Raw genomic sequence first — 12,794 nt, forward strand, 5'->3', positions numbered from 1 at the left:
TAGATCAAGGGCGCGTCACGGCCGCGTGGTGCCGGCTCAACTTCCGTCGGGTTTCACCCGCATCACGCGCTTGCGATATTCGTAGACGTTGTCGCCGCGAACGCGCCGCTCCTGCGTGCCGGTGATTGAATCGACACGCCGGTCCGAGCCGGTGACCGGCTTGGCGTCAATCGCGGTTTCATGTTCGAACGAATGCGATTTGTCGGTGTTGCGGTAATAGCGGTACAGCGCCCAGTAAAGCGCTGTTGCGCCGGCCGGGCCGGCCGCCAGCAACCAGAGACCACTGTCGTCACTCATGTTGTCGCCACCAGGAATGCAATTGCGAGGCCTTCGATGACCGTACCGGTGGCCAGTGCAGCCAGCAGCATCTTCCACTGCTGCACGGGCACGCTGCCCATGGTCTCACCGGTGCGGCCGTTCACCGCGATGTAATGCAGCATGCCGCCATTGGCGCCGGGCTGGTGGTAGGAATACAGCCACACCGGCAGGTACATCGAGACCCAGCGGCTGCCGTGCACCTCCAGCTGTTCCTGTTCCCAGCGCACGCCACGGTCGTAACGGCGCACACTGGCTTCCACCTGCGCGCGGGCGATCGACAGCAGCTGGTCTTCCAGCCGCGGGCGCAGCTTTTCCACATCCAGGTTGCGCTTTTCGGAGGTGAAGCCCGCCAGATAGGACGCGTTCCACTTCACCGCGTTCTTGGTATCGAACGGCAGGATGGTGTTGATGATGTTGTTGGTGTTGGTGCGCGTGTCCAGATTGCCGCGGTCGGCTGAAGACTCCAGCGGCAGGTCATCGACGGTGAACGCTACCTGGCGTTCGACCTGGTAGATGTCGGCGTCGTAGTAGGTCTGCTTGTTCTTCTCGGTGCCGCGGGTGTACTCGCGGGTCTTGATCTCGCCCTTGCCGGCCACGGCCGCGCTGACATTGCTGTCCACGATCATGTAGGGCAGGTACACACCCACCACGTTTTCCGGGGTGAACTGGTCCTTGAAGGCCTTCAGCGCGAACATCCGCCGCTTGTCGACGAACTGGCGGATGCGTGCGACCGCATCGTCCTTCTTGATATGGAAGGGCAATACCGCATCGGGCACGGCGCCATTGCTGATCTGCTCGTTGACGCCGAACACGTGGCGGCACCAGTGGCAGCGCGCGGTCATGGTGCTTTCGGTATTGACGGTGACCTCGGCGCCACAGCCGGTGCATTTGAAGGTCATCAGCGCCGACGCGTCGGCATCGATGTCGCGCGCACCGGAGGCAACCACCGTGCCCTGCAGCTGGTCCAGCGCGTCGCCCAGGCCGAACTCCTCCTCCACCCGCGCGCCATGCCATTCATGGCGGCAGTACTGGCAGACCAGGATGTCGGTGCCGAGCCTGGGGCGGATATCGGTGGCGCCGCACTTCGGGCAGCGGTTCAGCCCGTCCTTCAGCTCGCTGGCCGAGGTGTCAATGGCCAGCGGATCGGGGGCTTCGACTTCATCGCGGATGGCCTGCGGCAACGTGCTGGTATCCAGCGGGAAGCTGCCGGGCAGGGGCGGGACGTCCTGCGGTGACCCCGGGCCATCCAGCTTCGCCGCCGGCAGTGGCGGGGGTGAAGCGGGAGCAGCCTGGGGCAGCGGCGGTGGATCGTTTCTGGGGTCGGACATGGTGTCTGCGCGTCCTGCGTGTTACAGGCCCAGTGCCTTGGCCTTCAGTGCGTCGTAATCGCTCTGGGTGATCAGGCCCAGGTCCAGCATCTCCTTGGCCTTCTTCAGCTTGGCCACCGGATCATCGGCGGCCGGTGCCGTTGGCTGCTGCAGGCTGCCTGCACCGAACATGCCCGAGGCCATGCCGACGCCGACCAGGCCGGCCGCGCCGCCGTTTTCGCCGGCCGACTGGATGCCCTGGGCCACGCTGGCCTGCAGGTTGGAATTGCCGCGCGAACCGGACAGCGCATCGGCGCGCTGCACGGTCTTCAGCAGTTCACGGGTGTTGGCGTCGTACTCGATCGAGACGATGGCGGTCTTGACGATGGCCAGGCCACGGTCGGACTTCCACTGGTAGGCCTGCTCGACGGCGGCCGACAGGCTCTGGGCGAAGCCGATTGAATCCTGCTGCAGCTTGGTGATGCGGTTGCCCTTGGAAGGGTCGTTGCTGTACAGGCTGAAGGCCGGTGCCAGCGAACCCACCACTTCATTGAACAGCTGGGTGGCGGCGGCATTGTCCATGTCGGTGAAGTCGAACACCTGGCCCGGGCGCAGGTAGCTGGCCGGCACGAAGTTCTTCACGAACAGGATCGGGTCGACGATCTTCAGCGTGTACGAGCCACGGGTGACCGCGCCGACCTGGGTGTTGAGGAAGGCATCGTCCCAGTAGATTTCCGACTGGGTGCCGAAGCGGTTGTCCGGCAGTTCCTTCAGCGAAACGAAGAAGGCGGCCTGCTGCGAGCCCGGCTGCCCGCCGAACTTGAAGCGTTCCCAGCTCTGCTTGATGAAGGTGCTGACCAGGCCGTCGCCGGCGAAGATCGACTGCGAGTTCAGGTCGTCCGAGCGCCACTCGTAGCCACCCGGCTCGGCCACGAAGGCGGTGATCGCGCCGTCCTGGAACAGCAGCAGGCCGTAGCCTTCGGGCACGACGATCTTCGAGCCGTTGCTGATGATGTTGGACGAGCCGCTGGTGTTCGAGCCACGGCCGGCATTGGTGCCCTGTGGCACGGCCGCAAACAGCGCCGCGGTCGACGGCAGGCCCGTCGGTACGGTGTAGAAGTCTTTCCACTGGTCGGCCAGAACACCGCCCACCGCACCCTTCACTGCCTGTACCAGACCCATGACCTGCTCCCTGTGGTTGCCGGACAGGCACCGCGCCTGTCGTCGGCTGACTATAGAGGAGCAGGGCGGTGCCTCGCCAGCGCTGCCAGGGGTGCCCATTCATGCAGGGCGCGTGACTGTCCGTGCAGCCCGCAGGCGTCAGATCATGGCCCGCTTGATCAGCGCGTAGGCCACCAGCACGACGAGCAGGGCCGGCAGGGTTACGAAGGACGCGATCATCCAGCGAAGCGCTTTGCGCGAGGTGATCGCGGCCAGGTCGTTCTGGCCGGCGGCATTGAGTCCTGAAGTCCTGCTGGCGTAAACGGTGGCGACGATGCCGAGCGGCCAGACGCCACAGAAGATGCTCAGGATGGCCAGGCCAAGGTAATCCCTGGGTGGGGTGTTCGCTGCTGCACTGTCCATGTAAACGTTTCCTCCTTGATGGAGGCGGCATTATGCAGCGGCGCAGACGTCGCGGCCAAGGATTCAACCGTGGTCAGCGTACCGATTGCGGAACCCGTCGTAGTCTGCGGGTGTCATACCCCATCGCGGCTATGCGCTCGACCGCAGCCTGGTAGTCCTTCTGTGAAACCTGCGGCGTGCGCGCCATGTACCAGACGTAGTCGCGCTTGCTGCGCCCGACGATCGTCTGCTGATAGTCCTCATCCAGCCAGGCGATGATGTACTCGGCCTGGATGGGCCAGATGAACTGCATGCCCCACACTGCGCCGGCGCCTTCCTTTTCCACCCGGCCCACCGGATGCATGCGCTTGGACGGCGCCTGGAAGCTGCCCTTGCGGTAGGTGAACGTGGTCTGGATCCGGCCGTCCGGCTGCAGGGAATAGCTTTCTACGGCGTCGAAGGCTTCGCGCTCGGGCCAGGACGGGATGTGGGCGATCACGTACCAGTCGCCCATGAAGCGCGGCACGTCCACTGACGCAGCACGTGGCAATGGCCGGGTGTCCTGGCTGCTGCAGCCGCTGCCGAACAGGGCCACGGCCAGTAGTGAAAGCAAGGGCAGGGTGCGCATGGCCGTGGCTCCTTCAGCGGGGGCGGAACAGGTAGTGGGCGACCAGCCACTGCTGGCCGTTGTCGTAGCCGAACAGCTCGGCACAGGCCATCCAGAACATGCGCCAGCGCTGCCACCAGATGCGCGCGGCCGCCTCGCCATAGGTGGCCTGCAGCACCGGCATCAGCTGTGCGCGGGCGGCGTCCTGGTTGTCCAGCCAGTGGTTGGCGGTGCGCTGGTAGTGCGTGCCATCCAGCAGCCAGCGCTGGTCCAGCTGCAGGTGCTGCTGGAAATGCAGCAGCGTATCGGCGGCCGGCATCAGGCCACCGGTGAAGAAATGCCGGCCCATCCAGTTGTCATCGCCTTCGGTCTCGAACGGGTACATCAGCGTGCGGTGGGCGAAGATGTGCACGAACAGTGCGCCGTCGGGGCGCAGCCAGCCGGCAATGCGCTGCAGCAGCTGCTGGTAGTTGCGCACGTGTTCGAACATCTCCACCGAGACGCAGCGGTCGAAGCGCTCGGCCGGCAGCTCAAGCTGGTTCACGTCGCGGGTGAGCACTTCGACGTTGCGCAGGCCACGTGCCTGGCACTGGGCCAGGATGTGCCCGCGCTGGCTGTGCGAATTGGATACCGCGGTGATGCGTGCATTCGGGTAGCGCTCGGCCATCCAGAGGGTCAGCGAACCCCAGCCGCAACCCAGTTCGAGAATGTCCTGGCCGTCACGAAGCCCCGCGCGCTGCCCATACAGTTCCAGCATCGCCTCTTCAGCCTGGTCCAGCGTTTCGTGACCGGTGCGGTAGTAGCAGCTGCTGTACTTCAACCGCTTGCCCAGACAGGCCTGGAAGAACGCGGCCGGCACTTCATAGTGCTGGCGGTTGGCGGCATCGACGTGCAGCGCCAACGGGCTGCCGGCCAGTTCGGCGATGCGTCGCTGGAACCGCGCGGACTGTGCTGACAGGCCGCCCTCGACCTCCTCCTGCAGGCGCTGCGCGCACAGGCGACGGATGCCCGCGCGCAGGGCTGCGTCCGGGATCCAGCCGCGCTCGGCCCAGCCGGTCAGGCCGCCTTCAATCTGGACGGGAGGGTGCAGCGTGCTGGTGGCATTCATGGCGTGCGGTCCTGGGAAGGGGAAGTGCGGGGGAACCACGGGAAGAACATCGAGGTGCTGCGCTGGTACTGGCGGTAGTCCTCGCCACGGCTGCGCAGCGCCTGTTTCTCGGTGAAGGGCACACCGCTGAGGTAGCGCAGGAACAGATACATCACCACCGGGCCAGACCACGCCAGCCACCACAGCGGCGAGCCGACCGCCAGCAGCACGTAGGTGAACCAGTGCAGCCATTCAAAGAAGTAGTTGGGGTGCCGCGAGTAGCGCCACAGCCCCTGCCGGCAGGTCTTGCCCTTGTTGGCGGGGGCGGCGCGGAAGCGCGCGAGCTGGCGGTCGGCCAGTGCTTCGCCACCAACGCTGAGCAGCCACACCGCCACCGCCGCGGCGATCCAGCCGCCATGGCCGGTGGCCGGGTTGTGCGCCACGGCCAGGAACGGCAGCGCGAACAGCACCACCAGCAGGGCCTGGGCCATGAAGAAGCCGAAGATCTTGCCTTGGTGGCCGTGCCAGTGTTCGCGCAGGTAACGGTAGCGACCGTCCTCGTCTTCACTGCGCACGCGGTGCCACAGATGCAGGGCCAGGCGGCCGCCCCACAGGCCGCCGAGCACGGCCAGTGCGATGCGGGGCTGGACCGCGCCGTCGCCCAGCCAGGCCAGCAGCAGCGCGCCCGCGGCCACGCCCTTGGCCCACAGCACGTCGACTACGCCGATGTTGCGGTGGCGGCGCTGCCACGCCCAGCCCCAGCACATCACCAGCACCGCGTAGAGCAGCACCCAGCCGAGCAGGTTCATGCGGAAGCTCCGTTGTGTGTGCCCTTCTGTGCGTCCACTCCCGCAGGGCCGGTGCCGCGTCGTGCCAGCGCGCACAGCAGGGGCAGGGTGATGCTCCAGCCCACGCCGAGCAGCACGACACCGCGCCACGCGGGGGCGCTGAACTGCACGGCGTCGAAGCCGCGCGATGCCGACAGGTAGGCCAGCGGTGCCAGCAGCAGGCCGAACATCACAGGCAGCAGGCGATGCCACTGCAGGAAGGTCATGGACCCGGTGAGTGTCATTGCAAACGCCGCCCACAGCGCCATGATCCACGGCGGCGGTGCCCAGCCCAGCGGCGCGGCGGCATAGCGCACGGTGCCACTGGCGGCCGCCGTGCCATCCACCAGCCAGGCACAGGCAAGGGCAAGCAGCAGCAACCGCAGGTCCACGCGTGGCACCGGGCTGGTCAGCAGCTGGCTGGCGACATAGATTGCTGCTGCCAGCAGCGCCGGCCATTGCCAGCCGCGCGCCGCACCGGCCACCGCGCACAGCCAGACCAGCTGGTTGCCGAGCAGGTTGGCCCAGGTCCGTTTCATCTCAGAGCCCACCGCCGCTGGGGACATCCGTGCAATGGCCTGGCCGCGCCATCAGCAGGTGCGATACACCGATGGAGCGCTCCAGGAAGCCGCCCTCGCAGTAGGCCAGATAGAACTCCCACAGCCGGCAGAAACGTTCATCGAAGCCCTGCGCCAGCACCGCGGCGCGCTGGGCCAGGAAGCGTTGGCGCCAGGCGCGCAGGGTCAGTGCATACGAGTGGCCGAAATCCTGCTGGGCGATCAACTGCAGGTCGCTGGCCCGGGTCTTGGCCGCCATGATCGCGTTGATCGAGGGAATGAAGCTGCCGGGGAACACGAAGCGCTTGATGTAGTCCACGCTGCGCCGGGCCTGCTCATAGCGATGGTCCTCGATGGTGATCGCCTGCAGCAGGGCCAGGCCATCGGGTTTCAGCAGGCGCTGCAGGGTGCCCATGTAGGTATCGAGGAACTCCGCACCGATGGCTTCGATCATCTCGATGGAGACCAGCTTGTCGAACTGGCCCTGCAGGTCGCGGTAATCCTGCATCAGCACGGTCACCTGTTCCTGCAGGCCGGCGTCCTGCACGCGCTGCACGGCCAGTGCGTGCTGTTCGGCGGAGATGGTGGTGGTGGTGACATGGCAGCCGTAGTGACGGGCGGCATGCACGGCAAAGCCGCCCCAACCGGTACCGATCTCGACCACACGGTCACCTGGCTGCAGCTGCAGCTGCTGGCAGATCCGGTCCAGCTTGCGTGCTGAAGCCACCTCCAGCGTTTCGTCGGCGTGGGCGTACAGGGCCGAGGAATACATCAGGTCCGGTGACAGGAACAGGGCGAAGAAATCGTTGCCGAGGTCGTAGTGGGCGGCGATGTTGCGACGGCTGCCTTCGCGGCTGTTGCGGCGCAGGCGGTTCCAGCCGCGCAGCAGCCAGCCAGCCGCGCGCGCCGGGCCACGTTCCATGCCGTCCAGCAGATCGCGGTTGCGCACCAGCAGGCGGACCAGCGCGACCAGGTCATCGCAGCGCCAGTCGCCGTGGATGTAGCTTTCGCCCGCGCCGACGCTGCCCTGCGCGGCGACCTTGCGGTAGAAGGCCGGGTCGTCGATGGCCACCGTGGCCTGCAGCGGCCCCTGGCCATCCCCCAGCAGCACCTCGCCGAAGGCATCGCGGACGCGCAGCTGGCCGTGGCGCAACGGGGCCAGCTGGGCCAGCAGGCGACGGCGCAGGAAGGCGTCCAGTGCACTGGCACGGGGCAGGGCCACCGAAGGCGTCAGGTTGTTCATCGCGGTTTCTCGGCAAGGGAAGGGTGGTCGTGCACAGGGTTGCGTTTGAGCCACAGGCGCAGCGCGTGCCAGTGGATGGCGGCGACCACCTGCACGGTCATCAGCGGGTAGGCCAGCAGCACCCGCGCCAGGCCGCGGCCATCCAGCGGATGGCGCTGCATGGACTGGGTGGCATCGAACTGGCGCACGCCGTCGCGCCAGACCTGCATGTGCACGCGCAGCACCTCGCCAGGAGCGTTGAAGCGCCAGTCGTAGCGGCAGTCCATCGGCATGAAGGGCGACACGTGGAAGCACTTGTCGAACTGCCAGCGCAGGCTGCCGCCTTCGTGCTGCGCCTGCTCGACCGCCAGCACGTACGCGTGCCGTTCCTTCCACGGGGTGTTGGTGATGTCGGCGACGATGCAGTCCAGGGTGCTGCCATCAGCGTGGTAGCAGTAGTAGAAGCTGACCGGGTTGAATACGTGGCCGCCGAAGCGCAGGTGGGTCAGCAGGCGCACCGGGCCCTGCGGGCGGCGGCCCAGCACGCTCGCGGCATGGTCGCGCACGGCATCAGCCAGCGGCACCTTCGCATCGCCCAGGTAGTCGCTGCGGCGGAACTCAGCCACGTTGCGGCGGTTGACCGACCACAGCCAGCGCCCGGCAAAGATCGTGTCCAGTTCGTCCAGGTCCAGCAGCAGCTGCGCCACCGGGTAGCGGAAGGCGTGTGCATGCGGATGGTGCCGCCGATGCCGCACCTGCCCGACATAGAGCGCACTGGCGGTCATGCGGTGATCTCGGTCGGCCGCAGCGGCGATGCGATGCCGGTGCGGGTGCGCAGCGCATCGACCATGCGCCGTGCGCTGGCGATGCCATCCTCGTGGAACCCCCAGCCCCAGTAGGCGCCGGCAAACCAGGTATGGCGATGGCCCTGGATTTCACCCCAGCGCTGCTGCGCGCGCACGGCGGCATGGTCATGCACCGGGTGCGCATAGTGCAGGCGGTGCAGCACCTTGGCCGGGTCGATGGCATCGCTGCGGTTGAGGGTCACCACCAGCGGCGTCTGGACGGGCAGGCCCTGCAGCAGGTTCATGCAGTAGCTGACCGTGCACGCCGCGGCCGGGTCCTGCGGAACGTGGGCGTTCCACGCTGCCCAGGCCTTGCGGTTGCGCGGCAGCAGGGAGGCATCGGTGTGCAGCACGACTTCGTTGGGCTGGTAGCGGATCGCGCCCAGCACCGAGCTTTCAACCGGGTCAGCATCGGCCAGCAGCGCGAGGGCCTGGTCACTGTGGCAGGCCAGGATCACCTCGTCGAAGCCCTCGATGCCGGCGGCGCTGTGCACGCGCGCGCCCCACGGCATGCGCTCGATGGCCAGCACCGGTGTTTCCAGCCGCTCATGCACCCGCCAGCGCCCACGCAGCGCGTCCACGTAGCGCGCCGAGCCGCCCTTGACCACACGCCACGGCGGGCGTCCGGTCATCTGCAGCATCTGGTGGTTGGCCATGAACTGCACCAGGTAGCGCGCCGGGAAATCCAGCACGGTGGCGGTCGGCGAAGACCACAGCGCCGATGCCATCGGCAGCAGATGCTCCTCAACGAATGCATCGCCGAAGCGCCGCTGGCGCAGATACTCTCCCAGCGTCGGGCCTTCGGCCCCGGCCAGCAGCAGCGGTGCGTCCCGGTAGAAGCGGCGCAGGTCGGCCAGCATGCCCCAGAAGCGCGGCGACACCAGGTTGCGGCGCTGGCAGAACAGGCCATCCAGCGAGGTGGCGTTGTACTCCACGCCACTGCGGTCACTGTGCATCGAAAAGCTCATCGTGGTCGGCTGGGAGACCACGCCCAGCTCGTCGAACAGAGCGCTGAGCAACGGGTAGTGCTGCGGATTGAAGACGATGAAACCGGTATCCACCGCCAGCTGGCGCCCCTCCACCTCCACCTGGTGGGTATGGGTATGCCCGCCCAGGTAGTCGTTGGCTTCATACAGGGTGACTTCGTGCTCGCCATCCAGCCAGTACGCGCTGGCCAGCCCTGCGATGCCCGAACCGATGACCGCGATGCGCATGCTCAGTCCTTCGCCTTGGCCAGCACCCAGCCGGGTATCGGCTTGAGCCCGTGGACCAGGCCCAGGGCAGCCATCAGCCGCAGTCCGTACCAGGTCAGGTCCACTTCCCACCAGCGGAAGCCCTGGCGGACGGTGCCGGGGAAGAAGTGGTGGTTGTTGTGCCAGCCTTCGCCAAAGGTCAGCAGCGCGAGCCAGAGGTTGTTGCGGCTGTCATCGCGGGTTTCGAAGCGGCGGCTGCCGAAGCGGTGCGCCAGGGAGTTGATGGTGACGGTGGCGTGGAACAGCACCACGGTGGAAATGAAGAAGCCCCAGACCAGCAGCTGCGGGCCGCTGGTGTGCAGGCCGGGGGCCACGCGTTCCAGCAGCGCACCGAGCGCATACAGGCCCGCAGCCAGCAGCACGGGCACGGCGATGTCGAAGCGGTCCAGCCAGCGCAGCTCGGGAAAGCGCGCCAGGTCCGGTACGCGGCTCAGATCGGTGGCAAAGGCTTCGCGGGTGAGGAACCAGCCCATGTGGCTGCGCCAGAATCCGCCCTCGTTGGGCGAATGCGGATCCTGCGGCTGGTCGGCGTGGCGATGATGGTGCCGGTGATGTGCGGCCCACCAGAGCGGGCCGCGCTGCACGCTGGCGGCGCCGATGAGGGCGAAGACGAACTGCACCGGCCGGGAGGCCTGGAACGTGCGGTGCGAGAAGTAGCGATGGTAGAAGCCGGTGATTGCAAACATGCGGACCGCATACAGGGCCAGCGCTACCAGCACTGCGGTCCAGGACACACCCACCCAGATCACCCCCAGGCAGGCCACGTGCAGCAGGGCGAACGGGACCGCCCGCAGCCAGTCGATGCGGCCGCGCTGCGCGGTCTCCACCTCGACCGCGGCGGCGTCGGTGTCGAACCACCGGCGCAGGGTGCGCAGCAGGCGCTGACGTCGTCGTGGAAGGGGCGCGGCAGCGGACATGGGCGAAGTCTCGAAGGCGTGTCTGTCCATCTCTACGCGACAGCGCGTCAATTGGATGCAGCGCAGGTGCATCCGGCGGGCTTTCACCTGGCGGTCACGGCACAGCTCGCCACCAGTGGTTGTGCCCAGGCCTGCTGCCACTGCACCGCGGGCTGCGGGGCGGCGGGCATGGCGAAGCGGACGGTGACGATCGGATAGCTGCCACCTGCATCGCGCAGATTGCTGGTGCCGCGGAACTCCAGCAGCCGCCGGTCGGCATCGGCATAGACCAGCGACAATCGCGGGGCTACCGCGCCATACCAGGTGTCCAGCCGGACCTCGATGGCCTGTGCCGGCACGCCCTGCCAGCGCACCGCAGCGCTGCGGCGCACCCTGACGGGATAGAAGCGCTGGCGCGCAGGTACCAGGAACGGGAGGCGCACCTCGTCGCCCTGCATCAAGGCCTGCCAGTGCGCGCGCACCGCCGCATCGAAGCCGGCGTCGATCACCGCGCCCGGTGGCAGGGCCAGACGTGCCTGCCGCTCGGGCTCGCCGGAGCTTTCCTTCCAGTTGATGCGGATCTGGCTGCCTTCAACGGCCACGCGCGCGGCCTGGCCGCTGCGGCCATCCTGCAGCTGGTAGCCCCGGGCCTGGGCTTGGGCGGTGCCTGGCAGGGTCTTGCGCGCGAAGGGACGCCCATCCGGACACAGGTACTGCACCCAGCGCGGGGAACCCTCAGCCGCCTCGCGCCGCCAGTGCAGTTCGCGGTAGGCCGGGGTGCCGTCGCTGAGGGTGGCTACGCCCTCGCTGTACAGCAGCGGCGCGGCGCTGGCCACGGTGGCGAGGTGGAGCAGCAGGCCGGCGGTATGCATGGTGATCCTCGCGGAGTGGCTTGCACGGCATACGCGCAGAGCCGGGAACTGGATGCAGTGCGGCCGCTGCATCCAAACCGGCCTCGGCTGCGTACAGCACCCAGACACCCTTCACCTGCCCGATCACCGCCCGGATGTACCCTGACGCCGCCAGCCCTCCCTTTGACTTCGACACCGCGCGCATCGTGTCCAGTTCCCAGCAGCCGAGCAACGAGCCGACGAACTGGACCGGTGACATGGACGGTGTGGCGCGCCTGCGCGACCGCAGCTGTTTCATGCGCATCTACGACCATTTCATGCCGCGCCTGTGTGTCTACCTGCGCGGCCTGGGGGCACCGGAGGCGGTGGCCGAGGAACTGGCCCAGGAAAGCCTGCTTCGCCTGTGGCTGCGGGCGGCCGACTACGATGCGGCGCAGGGTGCGCTGAGTACCTGGCTGTACCGCATCGCGCGCAACCTGCAGATCGACCGGGTGCGCCATGAGCGCAGCTGGATGCAGGTACAGGCCGCCGTGGAAGCGGCGGCCTGCGGCGATATGCCATCACACAGCAGCGCCGAGCATTACGCCGACCAGGCGCGCCTGCGCCAGCGGATCAACGAGCTGCCGGCCGTGCAGGCGCGCTTGGTGCGCATGTCTTACTTCGAGGCCAGGAGCCACGGCGAGATCGCCGAGGCGCTGGGCATGCCGCTCGGCACGGTGAAGTCGCACCTGCGCCGGGCGTTCCTGCAACTGCAGTCGAAGGTGGGGGGCACACCATGAGCCCGCACCATCACCTGGACGAATCCACGCTGCTGAGCTACGCCGCCGGTGCGCTGCCGGCGCCGTTGAGCGTGGTTGCCGGCGCGCATCTGGAACAGTGCGGGCATTGCCGCCAGCGCCTGCGCGAGGCTGAGGCCATCGGTGCGGCCCTGGTCGAACAGACCCAGCCCGTGGCAGTGGGCGGGCGCAGCCAGGCGCTGCGTGCGGCCATGCTGGCTGAGATCGAGCGCCCGTTGCCGGTCGTGGCTGCGGTGCCGGTGGCACGCCCGGTGGAGCCGCCGGTAACGCGCACCGAGGTGGATCCGGATCACCTGCCTGTTTCGCTGCACCCGTACTTCGGTCGCTCGCTCAGCGGCCTGCACTGGCGCTGGATGGCGCCGGGCGTGCATTGCATCCGCGCAGCACAGATGCCCTCGCTGATCATGCTCAAGATCGCACCGGGTAAATGCCTGCCCATGCACAGCCATGGCCGCAGCGAGCTTACCCAGATCCTGCGGGGTGCCTACAATGATGCCCTGGGTCTGTTTGCGCCGGGCGATGTGGCCGATCTGGACGAGGATGTCGAGCACCAGCCGGTGACCGCGCCGGGCGTGCCCTGCATCTGTGTGTCCGCGCTGGATGCGCCACTGGTGTTCAGTGGTTGGTTGGCGCGGAAGATCCAGCGGTTCGTCAAGCTCTAGAA

Annotated in this window: 15 protein-coding genes; 2 read left to right on the forward strand and 13 right to left on the reverse strand. The window is 67.5% G+C overall.

Features of this window, described 5'->3' with window-relative positions:
• Positions 1-36: 36 nt before the first annotated feature.
• From VER16_RS00950 to VER16_RS01010, 13 genes are all read right to left on the reverse strand, one after another.
• Entirely contained in the window at positions 37-297 is a 261-nt protein-coding gene (locus VER16_RS00950) for a hypothetical protein (protein ID WP_324804999.1), read from the reverse strand.
• Positions 294-1,646 (reverse strand): TFIIB-type zinc ribbon-containing protein, encoded by a 1,353-nt coding sequence (locus VER16_RS00955; protein ID WP_324805000.1) that lies wholly within the window; start codon positions 1,644-1,646, stop codon positions 294-296. The genes VER16_RS00950 and VER16_RS00955 overlap by 4 nt, the downstream gene beginning before the upstream one ends.
• 21 nt (positions 1,647-1,667) lie before the next feature.
• Positions 1,668-2,807 (reverse strand): SPFH domain-containing protein, encoded by a 1,140-nt coding sequence (locus tag VER16_RS00960; protein ID WP_324805001.1) that lies wholly within the window; start codon positions 2,805-2,807, stop codon positions 1,668-1,670.
• Between the two features lie 138 nt (positions 2,808-2,945).
• On the reverse strand, positions 2,946-3,209 hold the full coding sequence (locus tag VER16_RS00965; RefSeq protein WP_324805002.1) for a CD225/dispanin family protein: 264 nt from the start codon (positions 3,207-3,209) through the stop codon (positions 2,946-2,948).
• A 73-nt stretch (positions 3,210-3,282) separates the two neighbouring features.
• Positions 3,283-3,816 carry a lipocalin family protein gene (locus VER16_RS00970; protein ID WP_324805003.1) on the reverse strand — a complete coding sequence of 178 codons (534 nt, stop codon included), beginning with the start codon at positions 3,814-3,816 and terminating at the stop codon, positions 3,283-3,285.
• A gap of 13 nt (positions 3,817-3,829) precedes the next feature.
• The gene (locus VER16_RS00975) at positions 3,830-4,903 is read right to left on the reverse strand and encodes a cyclopropane-fatty-acyl-phospholipid synthase family protein (RefSeq protein WP_324805004.1); all 1,074 of its coding nucleotides are present in this window, start codon (positions 4,901-4,903) and stop codon (positions 3,830-3,832) included.
• The gene (locus tag VER16_RS00980; RefSeq protein ID WP_324805005.1) at positions 4,900-5,691 is read right to left on the reverse strand and encodes a DUF1295 domain-containing protein; all 792 of its coding nucleotides are present in this window, start codon (positions 5,689-5,691) and stop codon (positions 4,900-4,902) included. Before VER16_RS00980 ends, VER16_RS00975 begins: the two co-directional genes overlap by 4 nt.
• Positions 5,688-6,248 carry a DUF2878 domain-containing protein gene (locus tag VER16_RS00985; protein ID WP_324805006.1) on the reverse strand — a complete coding sequence of 187 codons (561 nt, stop codon included), beginning with the start codon at positions 6,246-6,248 and terminating at the stop codon, positions 5,688-5,690. Before VER16_RS00985 ends, VER16_RS00980 begins: the two co-directional genes overlap by 4 nt.
• A gap of 1 nt (position 6,249) precedes the next feature.
• Entirely contained in the window at positions 6,250-7,509 is a 1,260-nt protein-coding gene (locus VER16_RS00990; RefSeq protein WP_324805007.1) for a cyclopropane-fatty-acyl-phospholipid synthase family protein, read from the reverse strand.
• Positions 7,506-8,273 carry a DUF1365 domain-containing protein gene (locus VER16_RS00995; protein WP_324805008.1) on the reverse strand — a complete coding sequence of 256 codons (768 nt, stop codon included), beginning with the start codon at positions 8,271-8,273 and terminating at the stop codon, positions 7,506-7,508. The genes VER16_RS00990 and VER16_RS00995 overlap by 4 nt, the downstream gene beginning before the upstream one ends.
• Entirely contained in the window at positions 8,270-9,547 is a 1,278-nt protein-coding gene (locus tag VER16_RS01000; protein WP_324805009.1) for an NAD(P)/FAD-dependent oxidoreductase, read from the reverse strand. Before VER16_RS01000 ends, VER16_RS00995 begins: the two co-directional genes overlap by 4 nt.
• A gap of 2 nt (positions 9,548-9,549) precedes the next feature.
• Positions 9,550-10,503, reverse strand: coding sequence for an acyl-CoA desaturase (locus tag VER16_RS01005; RefSeq protein WP_324805010.1), 954 nt, complete (start codon positions 10,501-10,503; stop codon positions 9,550-9,552).
• A gap of 83 nt (positions 10,504-10,586) precedes the next feature.
• On the reverse strand, positions 10,587-11,354 hold the full coding sequence (locus tag VER16_RS01010) for a hypothetical protein (RefSeq protein WP_324805011.1): 768 nt from the start codon (positions 11,352-11,354) through the stop codon (positions 10,587-10,589).
• 134 nt (positions 11,355-11,488) lie between these two features.
• Here VER16_RS01010 and VER16_RS01015 point away from each other — a divergent pair, with 134 nt between their 5' ends.
• Both VER16_RS01015 and VER16_RS01020 read left to right on the forward strand, forming a co-directional pair.
• The gene (locus VER16_RS01015; protein ID WP_324805012.1) at positions 11,489-12,112 is read left to right on the forward strand and encodes a sigma-70 family RNA polymerase sigma factor; all 624 of its coding nucleotides are present in this window, start codon (positions 11,489-11,491) and stop codon (positions 12,110-12,112) included.
• The gene (locus VER16_RS01020) at positions 12,109-12,792 is read left to right on the forward strand and encodes a ChrR family anti-sigma-E factor (RefSeq protein ID WP_324805013.1); all 684 of its coding nucleotides are present in this window, start codon (positions 12,109-12,111) and stop codon (positions 12,790-12,792) included. The genes VER16_RS01015 and VER16_RS01020 overlap by 4 nt, the downstream gene beginning before the upstream one ends.
• Positions 12,793-12,794 lie beyond the last annotated feature (2 nt).

This window comes from Stenotrophomonas sp. (assembly GCF_035634915.1).
In the GTDB taxonomy this organism is placed as follows: domain Bacteria; phylum Pseudomonadota; class Gammaproteobacteria; order Xanthomonadales; family Xanthomonadaceae; genus Stenotrophomonas.

Excerpts from the sequence above, each read along its gene's own strand:
- VER16_RS01000 (WP_324805009.1), bottom strand. The coding sequence starts at position 9,547 with ATGCGCATCGCGGTCATCGGTTCGGGCATCGCAGGGCTGGCCAGCGCG.
- VER16_RS00975 (WP_324805004.1), bottom strand. The coding sequence starts at position 4,903 with ATGAATGCCACCAGCACGCTGCACCCTCCCGTCCAGATTGAAGGCGGC.
- VER16_RS00965 (WP_324805002.1), bottom strand. The coding sequence starts at position 3,209 with ATGGACAGTGCAGCAGCGAACACCCCACCCAGGGATTACCTTGGCCTG.
- VER16_RS00990 (WP_324805007.1), bottom strand. The coding sequence starts at position 7,509 with ATGAACAACCTGACGCCTTCGGTGGCCCTGCCCCGTGCCAGTGCACTG.
- VER16_RS01015 (WP_324805012.1), top strand. The coding sequence starts at position 11,489 with ATGTACCCTGACGCCGCCAGCCCTCCCTTTGACTTCGACACCGCGCGC.
- VER16_RS00995 (WP_324805008.1), bottom strand. The coding sequence starts at position 8,273 with ATGACCGCCAGTGCGCTCTATGTCGGGCAGGTGCGGCATCGGCGGCAC.
- VER16_RS01010 (WP_324805011.1), bottom strand. The coding sequence starts at position 11,354 with ATGCATACCGCCGGCCTGCTGCTCCACCTCGCCACCGTGGCCAGCGCC.
- VER16_RS01005 (WP_324805010.1), bottom strand. The coding sequence starts at position 10,503 with ATGTCCGCTGCCGCGCCCCTTCCACGACGACGTCAGCGCCTGCTGCGC.
- VER16_RS01020 (WP_324805013.1), top strand. The coding sequence starts at position 12,109 with ATGAGCCCGCACCATCACCTGGACGAATCCACGCTGCTGAGCTACGCC.
- VER16_RS00985 (WP_324805006.1), bottom strand. The coding sequence starts at position 6,248 with ATGAAACGGACCTGGGCCAACCTGCTCGGCAACCAGCTGGTCTGGCTG.
- VER16_RS00950 (WP_324804999.1), bottom strand. The coding sequence starts at position 297 with ATGAGTGACGACAGTGGTCTCTGGTTGCTGGCGGCCGGCCCGGCCGGC.
- VER16_RS00980 (WP_324805005.1), bottom strand. The coding sequence starts at position 5,691 with ATGAACCTGCTCGGCTGGGTGCTGCTCTACGCGGTGCTGGTGATGTGC.
- VER16_RS00955 (WP_324805000.1), bottom strand. The coding sequence starts at position 1,646 with ATGTCCGACCCCAGAAACGATCCACCGCCGCTGCCCCAGGCTGCTCCC.
- VER16_RS00970 (WP_324805003.1), bottom strand. The coding sequence starts at position 3,816 with ATGCGCACCCTGCCCTTGCTTTCACTACTGGCCGTGGCCCTGTTCGGC.
- VER16_RS00960 (WP_324805001.1), bottom strand. The coding sequence starts at position 2,807 with ATGGGTCTGGTACAGGCAGTGAAGGGTGCGGTGGGCGGTGTTCTGGCC.